Source organism: Janthinobacterium sp. NKUCC08_JDC, from assembly GCF_019345575.1.
GTDB classification, from domain to species: domain Bacteria; phylum Pseudomonadota; class Gammaproteobacteria; order Burkholderiales; family Burkholderiaceae_D; genus Janthinobacterium; species Janthinobacterium aestuarii.
This window is the reverse complement of the sequence record NZ_JAHKQW010000001.1, coordinates 458,822-474,492: the sequence shown is the minus strand read 5'-3', so window position 1 is coordinate 474,492 and position 15,671 is coordinate 458,822. Positions and strand designations below refer to the sequence as shown.

The 15,671-nt window shown below is 61.3% G+C and carries 12 protein-coding genes and 1 riboswitch; of the genes, 8 read left to right on the top strand and 4 right to left on the bottom strand.

Annotation, left to right across the window (positions count from 1 at the left end; translation table 11 throughout):
* Window positions 1–45 precede the first annotated feature (45 nt).
* The 5 genes from KO538_RS02250 to KO538_RS02230 all read left to right on the top strand — a co-directional run bounded on the left by KO538_RS02250 (window position 46) and on the right by KO538_RS02230 (window position 9,597).
* The gene (locus KO538_RS02250; protein WP_368072918.1) at window positions 46–2,193 is read left to right on the top strand and encodes a S46 family peptidase; all 2,148 of its coding nucleotides are present in this window, start codon (window positions 46–48) and stop codon (window positions 2,191–2,193) included.
* A 143-nt stretch (window positions 2,194–2,336) separates the two neighbouring features.
* The gene (locus KO538_RS02245) at window positions 2,337–5,111 is read left to right on the top strand and encodes a type VI secretion system Vgr family protein (RefSeq protein WP_219327372.1); all 2,775 of its coding nucleotides are present in this window, start codon (window positions 2,337–2,339) and stop codon (window positions 5,109–5,111) included.
* Between the two features lie 25 nt (window positions 5,112–5,136).
* Window positions 5,137–7,191 (top strand): phosphatidylserine/phosphatidylglycerophosphate/cardiolipin synthase family protein, encoded by a 2,055-nt coding sequence (locus KO538_RS02240; RefSeq protein WP_219327371.1) that lies wholly within the window; start codon window positions 5,137–5,139, stop codon window positions 7,189–7,191.
* Window positions 7,192–7,193: 2 nt separating this feature from the next.
* Window positions 7,194–8,792 (top strand): tetratricopeptide repeat protein, encoded by a 1,599-nt coding sequence (locus tag KO538_RS02235; RefSeq protein ID WP_219327370.1) that lies wholly within the window; start codon window positions 7,194–7,196, stop codon window positions 8,790–8,792.
* A 262-nt stretch (window positions 8,793–9,054) separates the two neighbouring features.
* Window positions 9,055–9,597 (top strand): hypothetical protein, encoded by a 543-nt coding sequence (locus KO538_RS02230; protein ID WP_219327369.1) that lies wholly within the window; start codon window positions 9,055–9,057, stop codon window positions 9,595–9,597.
* 11 nt (window positions 9,598–9,608) lie between these two features.
* Here KO538_RS02230 and KO538_RS02225 read toward each other — a convergent pair whose 3' ends face one another.
* The 3 genes from KO538_RS02225 to KO538_RS02215 form a co-directional block, all read right to left on the bottom strand.
* Entirely contained in the window at window positions 9,609–10,118 is a 510-nt protein-coding gene (locus tag KO538_RS02225; RefSeq protein WP_219327368.1) for a hypothetical protein, read from the bottom strand.
* 67 nt (window positions 10,119–10,185) lie between these two features.
* Window positions 10,186–10,827: a bifunctional 2-polyprenyl-6-hydroxyphenol methylase/3-demethylubiquinol 3-O-methyltransferase UbiG gene (locus KO538_RS02220; protein ID WP_257620128.1), complete on the bottom strand. Its 642-nt coding sequence runs from the start codon at window positions 10,825–10,827 to the stop codon at window positions 10,186–10,188.
* A gap of 13 nt (window positions 10,828–10,840) precedes the next feature.
* Window positions 10,841–11,476 carry a TetR/AcrR family transcriptional regulator gene (locus tag KO538_RS02215; protein ID WP_219327367.1) on the bottom strand — a complete coding sequence of 212 codons (636 nt, stop codon included), beginning with the start codon at window positions 11,474–11,476 and terminating at the stop codon, window positions 10,841–10,843.
* Between the two features lie 67 nt (window positions 11,477–11,543).
* Between KO538_RS02215 and KO538_RS02210 the strand changes: the two genes are divergently transcribed.
* The 3 genes from KO538_RS02210 (at window position 11,544) to KO538_RS02200 (ending at window position 13,308) form a co-directional block, all read left to right on the top strand.
* Window positions 11,544–12,062, top strand: coding sequence for a DUF2867 domain-containing protein (locus tag KO538_RS02210; RefSeq protein ID WP_034749875.1), 519 nt, complete (start codon window positions 11,544–11,546; stop codon window positions 12,060–12,062).
* A gap of 86 nt (window positions 12,063–12,148) precedes the next feature.
* Window positions 12,149–12,760 (top strand): nicotinamide riboside transporter PnuC, encoded by a 612-nt coding sequence (pnuC, locus tag KO538_RS02205; protein WP_219327366.1) that lies wholly within the window; start codon window positions 12,149–12,151, stop codon window positions 12,758–12,760.
* A complete protein-coding gene (locus KO538_RS02200; RefSeq protein WP_219327718.1) occupies window positions 12,760–13,308 on the top strand; it encodes an AAA family ATPase in 549 nt (182 codons plus the stop codon). Before pnuC ends, KO538_RS02200 begins: the two co-directional genes overlap by 1 nt.
* On the opposite strand, the gene KO538_RS02195 is transcribed toward KO538_RS02200, so the two are convergent.
* On the bottom strand, window positions 13,305–15,452 hold the full coding sequence (locus KO538_RS02195) for a TonB-dependent siderophore receptor (RefSeq protein WP_219327365.1): 2,148 nt from the start codon (window positions 15,450–15,452) through the stop codon (window positions 13,305–13,307). The genes KO538_RS02200 and KO538_RS02195 overlap by 4 nt on opposite strands.
* Window positions 15,453–15,537: 85 nt before the next feature.
* Window positions 15,538–15,635, bottom strand: a riboswitch (TPP riboswitch).
* Between the last annotated feature and the right edge of the window lie 36 nt (window positions 15,636–15,671).

The window sequence follows — 15,671 nt, the reverse complement described above, 5'->3', positions numbered from 1 at the left end:
CCTGGACAGGCTATACTTTCGCCTGCTTTTATGGAGGGGCATATCTTGTTCAAAACAATCGTTTTACCAGTCGCCTTGTTGGGCGCGTTCGCCGGCGCACACGCCGACGAAGGGCAATGGCAACCACACCAACTGCCACAGCTGAAAGCCGAACTGAAACGGGTCGGTATCGAAATTCCTGCAGAAAAACTGGCTGACCTGAGCAAGCACCCGATGAGCGCCATCGTGTCGCTCGGTGGCTGCTCGGCCGCTTTCGTTTCCGACGCCGGCCTGGTGGTGACGAACCACCACTGCGCGTATGGCGCCGTGCAGCGCAATTCCACACCGGAACACAATTACATCACCAACGGCTTCCTGGCCAAGACGCGCGCCGCAGAGCTGCCGGGCGGTCCGAACAGCCTCGTGTATGTGACGGACAAGGTGGAGAACGTCAGCGACCGCGTGCTGAAAGGCTTGACGGCCGACATGAGCGGCCGCGCGCGCCACGAAGCCGTGGAAAAGCGCGTCAAGGACTTGATCGCCGAATGCGAAACGGACAAGATGTACCGCTGCTCCGTGCCCGCCTTCCACCGCGGCCTCGAGTACTACCGCATCCGCCAGATGATGATACGCGACGTGCGCCTGGTGTACGCGCCATCGGACAAGATCGGCAACTTCGGCGGCGACATCGACAACTACGAATGGCCGCGCCACACGGGCGACTACTCGTTCCTGCGCGCCTACGTGGGCAAGGATGGCCGCCCGGCCGACCCGTCGCCCGACAACGTGCCGTACAAATCGAAGGATTTCCTGGTGGTCTCGGCCGAAGGCTTGAAAGCCGGTGACGGCATCTTGCTGGCGGGCTACCCCGGCCGCACCAGCCGCTACAAGCTGCCGGCGGAAATCCGTTTTGCGCGCGATACGGCTTTCCCGCTGAAAGTATCGGAACTGCAGGCCGACCTGGCCGTGATGGCCGATGCGACGAATGGCGACGCGGCCGCTGCCGTGCGCTATGCCAGCGTGGTGAAAAGCATCAACAACGTGCTGAAGAAAACCCAGGGCTTGCTCGACGGTTTTGCGCGCAAGGATATCGCCGCCATCAAGGACGTGCAGGATGCCGAGTTCCGCGCCTGGTACGCGAAACAGCCGAACGTGTCGCCGACCCTGCTGGCCGAACTGGACGCGGCGATCGCCAGCGACATGGCCTTGAGCGAAGAAGAGTTCGCCTGGAGCGTGGCCACCAACAGCGATTTGCTGAAAAGCGCGCGCACCATCTACCGTTTGTCGCTGGAGCGCCAGAAAGCGGATGCCGAGCGCGAATCGGGCTTCCAGCAGCGCGACCTGGCCTTCATCAAGGCCCGTCTGGCCCGCCTGGAGCAGTCGTACGTCAACAAGGTCGACCAGGCACGTTTTGAAGCTGGCCTGAAGCGTTACGCGCAACTGGCGGCGAAGAGCCATCCGCAAGGCCTGGACGCGCTGCTGCCGGCCCCAGGCGCCGTGGCCGCCCTGTACCAGCAGACGCAACTGGCCGACACGGCCAAGCGCCTGGCCTGGCTGGAAAAGGACCAGGCCGCCGTTGCCCAGTCCGACGACGCCTTCATGCAACTGGCCGTCAAGCTGCATCCGGTGGACGTGGCGCTGGAAGAGCGCCGCAAGGAAATCGACGGCAACCTGGAACGCGTGATTCCGCAATACATGCAAGCCGTGATCGCATGGAAGAAGTCGCAAGGCAAACCTGTCTATCCTGACGCCAACTCGACCTTGCGCGTGACGTACGGCACCGTCTCGCCATACTCGCCGCGCGACGGCTTGACCAAGGGACCGTTCACGACCGTGGAAGGCATCGTCGAGAAAGTCACTGGCAAGGCCCCGTTCGAAGCGCCGCAAGCGCTGATCGACGCCGTCAAGCAAAAGCGCTACGGCCAGTTCCGCGACCCGGTACTGGGCACGGTTCCCGTCAACTTCCTCACCAGCGCCGATACCACGGGCGGCAATTCCGGCTCGGCCGTGATGAACAAGCGCGGCGAACTGATCGGCCTGAACTTCGACTCGACGTATGAATCGATCACCAAGGATTGGTACTTCGACACGGCCATCACGCGCGCCATCCACCTCGACATCCGCTACATGCTGTGGGTGATGAAGGAAGTGGACCACGCGGATAACTTGCTGCAGGAAATGAGCATCAAGTATCCGAAAGCTGCCAAGAAATAATATTTCTTGGTTGAAATAAAAGCCGCATCCGCCGCAGGGCTGATGCGGCTTTTTTGCGTATGGGCAACTAGTTTGAGTTCCATCAATATGCCAGCGTTCACCATGGTTAGCATGGGTTAGGGGAACTATCCGAAGGAGGAAAAATGGATGATGGCGAGCTGGCAGCTGATCTGGCGCGCCTTTTCGGAGCGAGCTGGGGAGTCCAGGACAGCCGCTTGCTGCGCATGGATTTTCCGCGCAACGATGGTCCGCCCGATACCGCGCTGCTGGTCAACAGCTTGCGGGCACACGAGGAAATGTCACGCGACTTCCGCTTCGAGGCCGAACTGCTGTCCGACAATCTCCACGTCCCCTTGACAGCGATGATGGGCCGGATGGTCACGATTTCGATGGTGCGTGATGACGGCAGCTTGCGCTATTTCAATGGTTATGTCGGCGAATTTCGCTTGTTGCGCAGCGATGGCGGTTTCGCGTTCTACCAGATGGTGCTGCAACCCTGGCTGGCATTTTCCAGGCTGCGCATGGACAACGTCTCGTTCCACGAACGCACGGTCATCGATATCAGCGAAACGACCTTCGATCACTATTTGCAGCGCGACTGGCAAAACCGGCTGCATGAGGAAAAAGCGATATTAAGCTGCGCCAACCAGCATAATGAAACCGATTACAACCATCTGCACCGGCGCTGGGAAGACCAGGGTATCCACTATTGGTATGAACATCGCACCGACGGTCATACGCTCTGTTTGGGCGACAATACCTGGCTGAGCGACAGCATCGACCCAGGCGATGGCCATGCCAGCGAAGCCGACGAAATGATGTTTCGCGGCGACGCGGGCTCGCTGGAGCGCGACGGCATACGCGATTGGCAGGCAATACGGAAGATCGCTTCAGGCTCGCTCACGCTGGCCAGCTTCAATTACAAGCAGCCGTATGCCAGCCGCGCCAGCGGCCATGCGCTGCACCAGCAGGGCGACGTGTTTGCCCATGAACTGTATCAGGACACCGGCTATGGCTATGCCGACTTGGGCGACGGCGAAGCGCTGGCGCAACGCCGCCAGGAGGAGCATAACTGCCGGGTGCAATACTTCGACGCTGGCGGCAATCACCGCTGCGCCCAGGCCGGGCGCAGTTTCACGCTGGGCGGACACTTCAGCGGCAAGCAATCCATGCCTGCCAGAGGTGAACCGGCGCGCCCGGACATCGGCTCGCGCGAATACCTGATCTTGTCGGTCGATCATATCGCCAGCAACAATTACCAGGCAGGCACGGGCGCGAAGTCGCATTATGAAAACCGTTTTAGCTGCATCCGCAAGAGCGTTCGCTGGTATCCGGGGCGACAGTTCAACAGCACGCCTTGTGCGTTGCCCGGCGTGCAGACGGCGATTGTCACCGGGCCGGCAGGCGAAACCATCCATACCGACGGTCTGGGCCGGGTGAAGGTGCAATTTCACTGGGACCGGCTGGGCAAGTTCGACGCGGGCAGTTCGCCATGGATCAGGGTCATGACGCCATGGGCGGGCCATGCGTTCGGCCAGATCGCGTTGCCGCGCATTGGCCAGGAAGTGTTGATCCAGTTTCTCGACGGCAATATCGACCGTCCCGTCATAGTCGGTGCTGTGTACAACGGCAACCATGCGCCGCCGTGGAATTTGCCGGGGCAACGCATGCTTGGGGGCTGGCGCAGCGCCGAGCTGATGCCTGGCGGCGGCTACGGCGTGCGCGGCAACCAGTTGGTGCTCGACGACACGCACCAGCGCATCCAGGTGCAACTGAAAAGCGATCATCAGCACAGCCAATTGTCGCTCGGCTGCATCAGCCGCATCGAAGACGCCAACGGGCGCAAGGATGCGCGTGGCGAGGGCTGGGAACTGGCGTCAGACGCCTGGGGCGTGGCGCGCGCCGGCCGCGGCATGTTGCTGACCACCGAAGCGCGCCCCGGTGCCGGCTCTCATATCAAGAGCATGGATGAAACCTTGCGCCGGTTGGCCGAGGCTGCTGAGCGGCACAAGGCGCTTGCCGCCTTGGCGCAGCATTACGGTGCGCAAGAAAGCGCCGCCCAGCAGGGCGCCGCCGCCGATGTGCTGAACGCTCAGCATGCCGGGATCAAGGGTGGTGGCGGCAATGGCGAAAACGCGTTTCCCGAATTATCTAAGCCGCATCTGGTGCTGGCCAGTCCGGCCGGTATCGAAACGACGACCGCGCAATCGACGCACATCGCCAGCGCCGAGCACACCGCGCTGACGACCGGGTGCGACCTGTCGCTGGCGGCCGGCGGCGGCCTGTTCGCCAGCATCGGCGCGGCGTTCCGCCTGTTCGTCCACAAGGCTGGCATGAAACTGATCGCCGCAGCTGGCCCGGTGCAGATCGCGGCGCAAACCGATGCGGTCGATATCGTCGCCAACAAGGTTCTGGAATTGATCAGCCAGACCGACTGGGTGGATATTCGCGGCCGCAAAGGCGTGCGCCTGCATGGTGCCAATTGCATGCTTGAAATTAGCGACAAGGTGCAGTTTTTTACCGCGTCGCCGACGCTGTTCCATGGAAACCTGGAAACGCTGGCACCCAAGAACCGGCCGCAACCGGAGCTGGAACCGCCCATCGCGCCGGTAGCGGGGCAATTGCAGCATACGATCCAGGCCCATGCGGATGGTGGTCAATACGCGCACGTGCCGTACACGCTGTACAAGGGAGACGCCGAAGTCGAACGCGGCTTGACCGACGAATTCGGCCGCATCCTGATCGCGCATCAGGACGGCACGCCGCGCTACCGTGTCGTCCTTGGCAATGGTGAAGAGTTTTCATTGCAGACCAGCGCACGCTTCGCCCCGAACGCGGCGGTGGATGGTGAACAGAAGCTGTCGAACCGCGGTTTGCGCGCGTTCGACGACACCGCCGATGGCCGCTGGGTTCAATGATGCACGACACTGACTGGAGAGCGCCATGCCGGAATCGAGCGGCCGCATCGAAACGACCCATATCGACGAAGTCGGACGGACTGCGACGAGTTCGCTCCAGTGGCTGCTGGAAAACCGCAACCTGAAAGGCAAGGCCAGCCACCCGATTACGCATAACAACAAGCTGACGCTGTTCATTTGCGGACAGGAAGCGTTCGCCGACATCGCCGCGGAGATCGCCAAGGCTAAACATTCGATCGACCTGTGCTGCTGGGGCTTCGACCCGGGCATGGAAGTGGTGCGTGGCAACGGCGCAACCTGGCCACGTGGCGACACGTTTGGCGACTTGCTGATCGCCGCCGCACGGCGTCACGTCAGGGTACGCCTGCTGATCTGGCATGATCGGATCGGTTCGCCGATGGTGCACAATATGCCGGGCCATTCGCACGGCACCTCGCCATGGAAAACCGATGGACAGCGGGCCGACGACATCAGCGCAAAAGCCAGCCTGGCGATGTTGCAGGACGCGGTCGCCAGGAAAGCGATGTTCAGCGGCGGTTTCAGGGGTGATAGGGTCCGGCCCGAGGATATCCCGATGCTGGCGCGTGAAGAATATTGCTACAACTGGTATGTGGCGGCGTTTAAGGGCATGCTGAGTGGTATCACGATTCGTTTGCGCCACGGCGACAGCGGCGCAATAAGCAAGAGTATCTCGACCGAAATAAACCAGCCGCGCGGCTTGACGATGGGGGAAATCGAAAAGCCCGGCATGCAATACCTGGGCACGCACCACCAGAAGCCGGTCCTGATCGATTTCGACCACGAAGAGGGGGGCAAGGCCGTCGGTTACGTGATGGGCCTGAACTCTGTGACCGATTATTGGGACACGACGGCCCATCTGCTCGACGATACGCGCCGCGAACAGGGCGGCGTCAACGAGCGGCGCGAGTGTTTGCAGGGAATGGCCGCGGACGGCGGGTTCGCCACCTTGAAGCCCTATCAGGATTACGCCTGCCGCATCGACGGCGGCAAGGCGCTCATCGCGCTCTATAACAATTTCGTGAAGGCATGGGATCGCGCTATCGACGACCGCATGCGTTCGGCTTCCACCGACTGTGTTAGCCAGGAGTTGCCATGTGGCAGCCCACCGGCGCGGCTGTTGCGCGAGGCCGGGCCGGACGACTCCACCGTGCAGATCGTCCTGACCCAGCCCGAGGAACAAGACAAAACGATCAAGGAAACCTACTTTCGCGCCGTGACCCAGGCCAGCCTGGCAGCCGGCTACCTGTATGTGGAAAACCAGTATTTCCAGTATGAAGATTGGGCGCGGCATTTGCTGGCCGAGCGCAAGAAGGTGGTTGCCGCCTGGAAGGCCGGCAGTGTCAAGGCGGGCAAGAGTCTTGAAGACATGCCGGTCATGCACGTGTTCATCGTCATTCCGGTGCCGGAACGGGCGCAGATGGTGCCGCGCACCCACGACACGCTGGCGGCGCTGGGGCAGCACGCTGGCATGACGGGGCAAAACATCATGATCGACGACTACAACAAGCGACCGAAAACCCGGCGTGTCAGGGCAGGATTCGGCATTTCCACCGAGGCGGAAGTCAAGTTACCCGACGTGGTGCGGCACTCCAACGGCATCAACAAACCCGGCGCGATGACGCTCGAAAGCGAATTCGGGCTGAAGGTCTCGGTGGCCATGCTCAATGTCAGCGCGTTCGATAACGACCGCTGGCGCTACCGTGAAATCTATATCCATTCCAAATTGATGCTGGTCGACGACGTGTTCATGACCTTGGGCAGCGCCAACCTGAACCAGCGCAGCATGGCTGTCGACAGCGAAATCAATATCGCCACCACCGACCGCCGCGTGGCCAGCGATTTGCGCAAGCGGGTGTGGCGCATGCATAGCGGGGGATTGATCGATGGCGGGGGTGGGACGAAGGGGGAGATTGGAGATGCTTACGGGAACTGGGTGAAATTAATGAAAGATAATCGCGGGAAAAAAAATTCGTATTCTGAAAATTCTACAGATAAAAAAATGACCGGTTTTTTGCTGCCATTGGAAGATAAACGCAGCTCCACGATACGTTTGGGGTGAGCATGAAAAAGTATAAAATTTCCCCCCTTTCTTTGCCATTTTTTATCTTGGCATTTTTCCTGATTTTCACTTTAGGCGCCTGCAAAATGTCAAACGACACGAAAGAAGTCCTGCCGCGCAACCAAAGCCTGCCACTTTTCAATCCGCATGTCGCGGATTTTATCTGTGAAACCGAGGCGAGCAAAGTGCCGCTCATCGATGCGCAAGCCGAAGACTGGTTCCTCGAAGCGCGCGCCATGGAAGATCCTGAAATCTTCGTGGAAGACCGCGATTACAAAAAAATCGTTGATCTGACGCGTCAAGCGGCAGAGCGATTGCACTGGAAGGCGATGCTCAATCTGGCCAGCTTGTATGTGGAAGGGCGCGATCCCTTGCATAGAGAGGAAGAAGCGGTGCAACTGGTGGAAAAGGCGATGCGGCTCGGGATACCGGCAGCTTATGACCGGATGGGGACGTTTTATGCTAATAGCACCGGCGTTGACGGCGACATCACTCGTGCCTATGCATTCTGGCAAAAGGCGGCACAGATGGGAAATCCTCAGGCGATGGCATTTTTGGCGGATAAATTAAATGTTGGACCCGCCAGTGAAGGGGCCGGCTATTGGTCCAATATTCCCGTTGCGACAAAAATGCTGGAATGTGCATTTGGGCAAGGATATGGTCCCGCAGCATTTGATTTGCATTATTTGTATGTGTCTCCAAGGGCTGCCAATGGGAAAATAAATGGCTCGCGTAACGCTGAAACAAAAAATCGTGCATTAAAGGTATTGCATGAAGGTGTTAAGTTTGGTTGTGAGGATTGTGCAAATGCATTGGCAATTGAATTCGGTTCACCTTTTGATCTTGCCGATATGCTGGCGCCATATGTGGACAAGGCTCGTGGAGAGCGATATCGTATGCTTAGTAACGCCCTCGGCTTTAACCCCAACCGCCGCTTTCCCAACCTGGATAAAATTCTGCCATTGCCACCGGCCGATCTGCCGCCGTGGGATGGTCAACGAAAGAGCCTGCTCGACGCCGCCATGGGCGTGCGTCCGCCGCCAGCCATTCCGCAGCCAGGCGCTGCGTCGCTTTCAAAAGAACCGTATTTCCTGACAGCCGGCTATGCGTTGCGGCCCACCGGCTTGCATAGCGACGCGCCGACCGCGCCATTTTCCGCATACTGGCAACCTGTCGCTGGGCAGGGTTTGACGGAACCGGCCTGGCTGTTCGGTGAAGGCGAAGAGTTCCGCCATTTCAGCGTGCTCGATACCGATGGCAAGAGCCGTTACGGCCCCGTGATATGGGAACAGTGTCTGACGATACGGCACAACCATGGGGCAGTGGAACCGCGCGCGGTGCACGGCTTGCTGCGCGAGGTGGCGCGGCCCGAGCCATGGTTGAGCTGCGCTTGCGACCAGGCCTGTCCGGTCAGCGGCGTCTGGCAACCGTGGGTGGCGGCCGACCATCCGCTGCAGGCGATCGTCAACCAGTACTGGCGCCAGGCGTGGCTGACCCAAGGCGCGCCGTTCCCGCGACCGCACCGCGACTGGCTGCTCGATTTGTCAGACGACGATGTGACGTGGCATTTGATGGATGCGTCCATTGCAGATCTCGGCTAAGGCTGAACGTTAGCGATATCTCTCATAGGCGACCCTGTCCCAGCCTAAGAAATAGTTTCTATCTGCATATCCGACCTGGCCCCGGCTCCCTAGGCGGGTGCGGTCTTTTTTTCGCCGCGCTGACGATGAAGGGCCGCTCTGAGTCACCGGTTTGTGCTCCCGGCATCGTCCGCACTGTACACGCACCACCGCCTGCCGCCTTGGCTGTGCCACGTATAATTCCTCGCACTATCCACCGCTATTCTTTTTCGACAGGCCCGCCATGTCCCTGACTCCCGATTCGCTGCCCGACTGGCAAACGTTTGAAGCGGCATACGCTGTTGAAGAAACCTGGTTCAAGCTGGCCAGCGCCTCGCTGGCGGTGCTGGGCGGATCCCCATTCAAAGACCAGGAATTTTCAGCCTTTGCCTTCAACGCCGTATCGTTCCCGTCCCTTTCGCTGAGTTTTGACACCGACCCCGATAGCCGGGCGCGCGGTGACTACCCGCCGGACTGGTCGAACGAGTGCATGGAAGTCGATGTGCCTGAAATCGGCCAACTATGGGAAGAGGGGCATGCAACGATAGAAGGCGCGCTGCTCGATCTGATCGACGCTGCCGATGACGACTTGCTCGAGTCCATCGAGGAAGGCTATCTGCATAGCCTGAGGAAAACCATGGTGCGGCTTGAAACGAGCCATGCTTTCGAGCAGATCAGGACCTGCGCGCCATTCTGGACCGTGGTCACGCAAATCGATGCCGATACGGATGAAGAGGAACGGCTGCTCGACCAGGTGCGGCTGGCGGCATTGGCCAGCCATGCATGAGGGGCTGGCTGCTATATCAGGGCTTTCCAGGCCCTGACTTCGGCGTCCGTGAGCATCGGCCCCCAGCCGCCGCGCGGCGCCGTATCGTGCTGCGCATAGTGCGCAAGTTGCGGTACCGCCACATCATGCCGGGCACAGATGTCAAGCACGGCTTCCAGCTGGCGCCGGCTTGCCGGAAGGTCGTCGCCATGCCAGGTACAGGCGCTCGTTTCCAGCACATGCTGAACAAGCTGCTCCAGCGTGCCGAGCAGGTGCCCGGGTATTGCCGTGCGGATGTCGTCCGGCCAGGGATCGCCCATGCCCGTCACAGCCAGGGAAGCAAAGCGGCGCTCCCAGGCCGCAAAATCCCCAGGCGCGACCTGCGTTACTTTCCATATGTGGCCGGCGAACGCAGACAGCGCCGGATGGTGAATGTCGAAGCGCAGGCAAAAGCGCTGCAGGCACGTCACGGCAATACATTGCCTGGCGATCACGGAGAGAGTGTCTATCGATATATTGTGCATAAATTGATGGCGTTTCAAAAATAGTGGCTGGTCTCGGCTGAGTGCCTGCCTCTCAGCTCCCTGGCGCATGCTGCTTCAGCTTGAATCATTTCTCAAAGACAAGCCAGGACCAGCTCACCCCCGCCTGGCGGTTCTGTAGCTGGACGGATGGCGCCTGCGTGCTCAGCATGACCTTGAGTCCATGCCGCATCGCCAGGTCTGCCGTTTCACTGGCGGATACGTCAAAGATGCGACGGCCTTCCGGGGGCGGACCATGCCTCAGGGAAATGACGAGTACTGCGCCGGGCTTGAGCAATGCGCTGATATTGGCCATCGCCTCCATCCTTTCTTCGGCCGCCAGATGCATCCAGACGGCAGCGACGACAATCAGGTCATACCTGGTGTGGCGCGCGCCTATCGTGGACAGGGCGGGCAGGCTATCGTTGATCCATTCAAGGTTGGCCAGGGCATGCGCTTGCATGCCCGCCGCGCGGAAGGCGGCAACGGGCTCAAGCGCGATCACCGTGTGGCCCAGACTTGCCAGCCACGCCGCGTCGCCGCCGGTTCCGGCGCCGATGTCGAGCACGGTGCCTGATCGCGTCGGCAAGAGATGGGCAACGGGGCGGTATTTATCCAGGAAGGCAACGCTTTCATATCGGGCGATGAGCCGCTCTGCATGGTCTGCATAGCCTTCGGCGCCCGGGACAGTGGATGAGCCCATGGCATTCTGCATGATCAGCGGGCGCATCTGGCGATGGTCATCATGGCTGTTCTCCCGCTTGCTGGGGCGCCTGCCGCAAGGCTTCCACGGGCAACTGGAAAAATCGCGGCACCATGGCCGGTGACAAATCGTCGCCGCCGTCCGCCATGGCCAGCCGGCCACTCAGCAGCAGCATCACGTAGCCGTGGCCCAGCGACCAGCCGGCGCTGGCGGCGGCCTTGTCCCAGCGCGGGTCGAGGCCCGCTTCGCGCACGGCGGCGCCGGCCGTCTGCAGCACGTACTGGAAGCACGCTTGCGCCGCTTCCAGCAGGGCGGGGAACTGGCGCACGTCCTGGTGCTCGAACATCAGCCGGTAGTGGGCCGGTGCGGCCAGGGCGAATTCGATGTATTGCTGGCCCAGCAGCTGAAACCGCTGTTCGGAGGGCAGGCTGCCCTGCGGCGGCAGTTCCGCTTCCCATTTGGCGATCAGGCTGGCGAAACCGGCGGCCGCCACGTCGGCCAGCAAGGCTTCCTTGCTGGGGAAGTGGCGGTACACGGCGGCGATCGACACGCCCACCGTGCGCGCCAGTTCGCGTAGCGAGAGCGTGGCGTCGTGCTGCTGCGCCAGTTGCGCGATGGTGGCGGCGACCAGGGTGTCGCGCAGGTTGCCGTGATGATAGGTAGTCGTTGTCGCCATTCTATGTTATCGCTGTTCACATTGTCGTGTATGATGGCCATGTTATCACTGAACACATGGAGAGCACATGCAAGAGATGAGCAACGTGGTACGCGCCGTGGCCATGCCGCCAGGCGCCAGCATCGCCCCCTTGTACCAGGGCAGCAACCTGGCCGACGCGTATGCCGTCGGCCTGCCCAGCGCTGGCGTGCGGCAGATGGATATGCAAGCCCTGGCGCGCGTGGTGCTGTGCAGCCAGCCGCGCTGGGCGCAGTGGCTGCTGGCGGTGCGCGACATTATTGTCACGCCCTTCGGCATCAAGACGGCGAAACAGCTGGCGGCCAAGCCTGATGGACGCATCGGCATCTTTCGCATCTACGCTGTCAGCGATGACGAAATCATCGTGGGCGAGGACGACAGCCACCTGGACTTCCGTTTGTCCGTGCTGCGCAACCGGGACGCGGGGCTGCATGGCAGCATTACCTTTTCCACCGTCGTGCATTGCCATAACTGGATAGGGCGCAGCTATATCCTGCTGATCCGGCCATTTCACAAGCTGGTTGTGCGGCGTACGCTGGCGCGCGCAGTCAAGGGGGGCTTTGCCTGAGCAGGGAAGGGCTGCGGCGCTGCGGGCAATCTTGCTTATTCATGGCCGGTATTGCATACTGCACCACCAGCCTCATCACGATTCCCATGAACGATACGCTTCTCCTGCTGGGTTTTGCCACCACGCCGCTTGAACTGATTTCCTTTGTCCTGGCACTGACAACCGTTGCGCTGAACATCCGCCAGAATCACTGGGCGTGGCTGTTCGCCATCATTTCCTCGGCCGCCTACGGTTTCGTGTTTTTCGAGTCGCGCCTGTATGGCGACATGGCCTTGCAACTGCTGTTCATCAGCGTCTCGTTCTGGGGCTGGTACCAGTGGCTGCATCCGGCCAGCGGCGGCAAGACCCTGCCCGTGACGCGCCTCGATGGCCGCGGCTGGCTGGCCTGCGGCGCGGGCTGGCTGGTCGGCTTCCTGTTGATCGCCTGGCTGCTGACGACGACGGATACGGACGTGCCCCACGCCGATGGTTTCCTCACGGCAGGCAGCCTGGTGGGACAATTCCTGCTGTCGCGCAAGAAGCTGGAAAACTGGATCGCCTGGATCATCGTCGACGTGCTCTACGTGTGGCTGTACCTGCACAAGGGCCTGACCCTGACGGCCGTGCTGTATGCGTTCTTCGTCGTGATGGCCATCATCGGCTTGCTGGCGTGGAGAAAGTCGGCGCCGGCCGCGCCCGATGCGATGGTCCTCAAGTGATGGATCGTTGCGTGCGCGTGGCCATCCTGGGCGCGGAATCGTCAGGCAAGTCGACCTTGGCGGCCGCCCTGGCCGAGCGCTACGGCACCGTCTGGGTGCCCGAGTATTTACGTGAATTTGTCGAGGCGCAGGGCAGGGTGCCCGTCGCGGCCGACCAGTTTGGCATTGCGCGCACACAAGTCGAGCGCGAGGCGGAAGCCGCCGCGCAAGCGCGCAACTTCCTGTTTTGCGACACGACGCCGTTGATGACGGTCGTCTACAGCCGCCATTATTTCGATGGCGCCGATGCGCCGCTGGCGGCGCTGGCCGATGCCACGCAGTACGATTTGACCTTGGTGACGGCGCCCGACAGCCCGTGGGTGGCCGATGGCTTGCAGCGTGAGTCCGAAGCCGTGCGCCAGCTGATCTATCGCTACCTGCTCGACGAGCTCGACGCGCGCGGCATTGTGTACCACGTGCTGCACGAGAGCCTGGAGGCGCGCCTGGAACAGGCGGCGCCTCTGCTGCAGCAGGCGCTAGCTGCAGCGCCTGCCATTTCCCTCAATTAAAAATCAAACTGTGCCGACACCTTGAACGTGCGGCTGGCGCCCGGATACAGATAACCATCGGACTCCGGCGTCACGTCGCGCCAGTAGAACTTGTCGGCCACGTTGTTGACGCTGGCGCGCAGCACGGTGCGCGTGCCGGCGATGCGCGTGGCCCAGGCGGCGCCCAGGTTGAACACGTTGTACGACGATACGAAGGTCGTGTTGTTGTACTCAAACGCTTTCTTGCTAGCAAACTCCCAGCTGCCATTGACGCTCAAGCCCGCCACCTGTTGTACGGCGTAGTCCGCATGCACGGCTGCCTTGAAGGCCGGCACGTTGGGCACGCGCTTGCCATCGAGGGTGGCGTTGCCCGTGTCTGACTGCTGGCTGTTCAGGGCCGTCACGGAGGCGCCCAGGCTCAGGTTGGACGATGTCTTGCCCTGGGCCGACAATTCCAGTCCACGGTGCTGTGCCTGGCCTTCGCGCACGAAGTAGCCTGCGGCATTCTGGAATTCCAGGCCCTTGCGGATCTGGAACAGGCTGGCCGCGACCATGAAGTCCGGCGTCACATCCATCTTCGCGCCAAGCTCGATCTGCTTGGAGCGGCTGGGCGTGAGTTCCTCGTTGGCATTCATCGCCTTGCGGTCGGCCGTGCCGCCATGTTCCATGCCCTGCGAATAGGCCGCGTACACGGACACATTGTCGAGCGGGGTGTAGACGAGCGACACGTTGGGCAGCAGGAAATCGTGCTTGGCGCGGATTTCCTTGTCGGCCTTCAGCACATACTGGTAGCCGTCGACATCGATATGGCGCAAGCCGCCATGCAGCTTCCAGTTCGGCGCCAGGCTGACGATATCCTGCACGAAGACGGAGTTTTCCGTGTCCTTGCGCACCAGGCGCACGGGGCCTTGCACACCGGTCGACATGTCGACGATCTGCGGGTGGTAGATGTTGCTCACGCCAGCCCAGTCGTACACGTACAGTCCCGCGCGGTCCTTGCGGCGGAAGGTCGAGACGCCGGCCGTGAATTCATGGCGCAGGGTACCGGTGGCGAACTTGCCCTGGATCATGGCTTGCGCGCTCAGCGGCTTTTTCGTCTCGCCCAGGCTGCGGTAGTCATACACGTCGTAGTCGCCATTGCCGCAGAAGCCAGGGTACAGATCTTGCGCGCTGCAGCCGTAGGGGAAGGCCGTGTAGTCGTCGCGCTTGAACGAGTGCTGGTTGGCAGATAAGGTCGCGCGCCAGTCGTCATTGAACGCGTACTGGAAGCGCAGGCCGATATTGCTGGTGACGGTTTCCACGGGGCGCGTCCACGGCTGCAGGTTGAGCATGGCGTCGGCGCTGATGCCGGTCGGCAAGGTCGTGTTATTCAGCAGCTGGAAGCCGGGCGCCGTCGCCTGCGCCTTGTCCTGGTAGTCGGCATCGAGTTGCAGCAGCGCTTGCGGCGAAATTTGCCAGTCGAAGGCGCCTGAAATGAATTTGCGGTTGCCGTCCGCGCCCTTGATGTAGGAGCGCAGGCGCTCGGCCGCCACGTTGACCCGGTAGCCGAAGCGCGTGTCTTCCAGGCGGCCGCCCAGGTCGACGGCGCCATACAGGGTGCCACGCTCGCGCGTTTCCACGGTGACGGTGCGCAGCGGTGCGGCGGTGGGGCGCTTGACGATGAAGTCGATCACGCCGCCCGGCGCGGCCACGCCAGCCTGCAAGCCTGCCAGGCCCTTCAGTACTTCGATGCGTTCCTTGTTTTCCAGCGGAATTTGCGTGTCGCCAGGAATGGCCACGCCATCCTTGCGGTAGCTGGAATTGTTGTCGAGCTTGAAGCCGCGGATGGAAAACTGTTCCGCATAGCCGACGGCGTTGTAGGCGTCGTTGATGCTGGCGTCGAGCTTGACGGCATCGCTGAGATTACGGATCTGCAAGTCCTGCATGTCTTTTTGCGAAATGACGGTGACGGACGCCGGTGTCTGCAGCAGCGGCGCGTCGGAAAAACCACCGACGGAGGCGCGCTTGGCGGCCGGCGCCTTGCTGGCCGTGACGACGACTTCGGCCATGCTCTGGGCCTGCGGGTCGGCGGTTTCGGCGGCGTCATTCGCGGCAAAGGCCGGTGCGGCAAACGCGTGTAGGATCGCCAGGGTCAAAACAGAAACGGATAAATTCGGTGTGGACATAGATTGCTCGTGGTTCAAGCCGTCTCTGTAAAGAGCACGGCAGGCTGCTTGTTCGGCTGGCGCCAACGCAGGAGCTATCAAAGGAGGGAGGTACTTTGCGCTTTCCTTCGCTGGCATTATCCAGATCAGGTACGAAGGGTATCTCTCACCCGGATGACTGCTCCAGGACCCCTAGCGAAATGACAGCTTAGCATGAAGCACGGCCAGCTGTCCCACCCT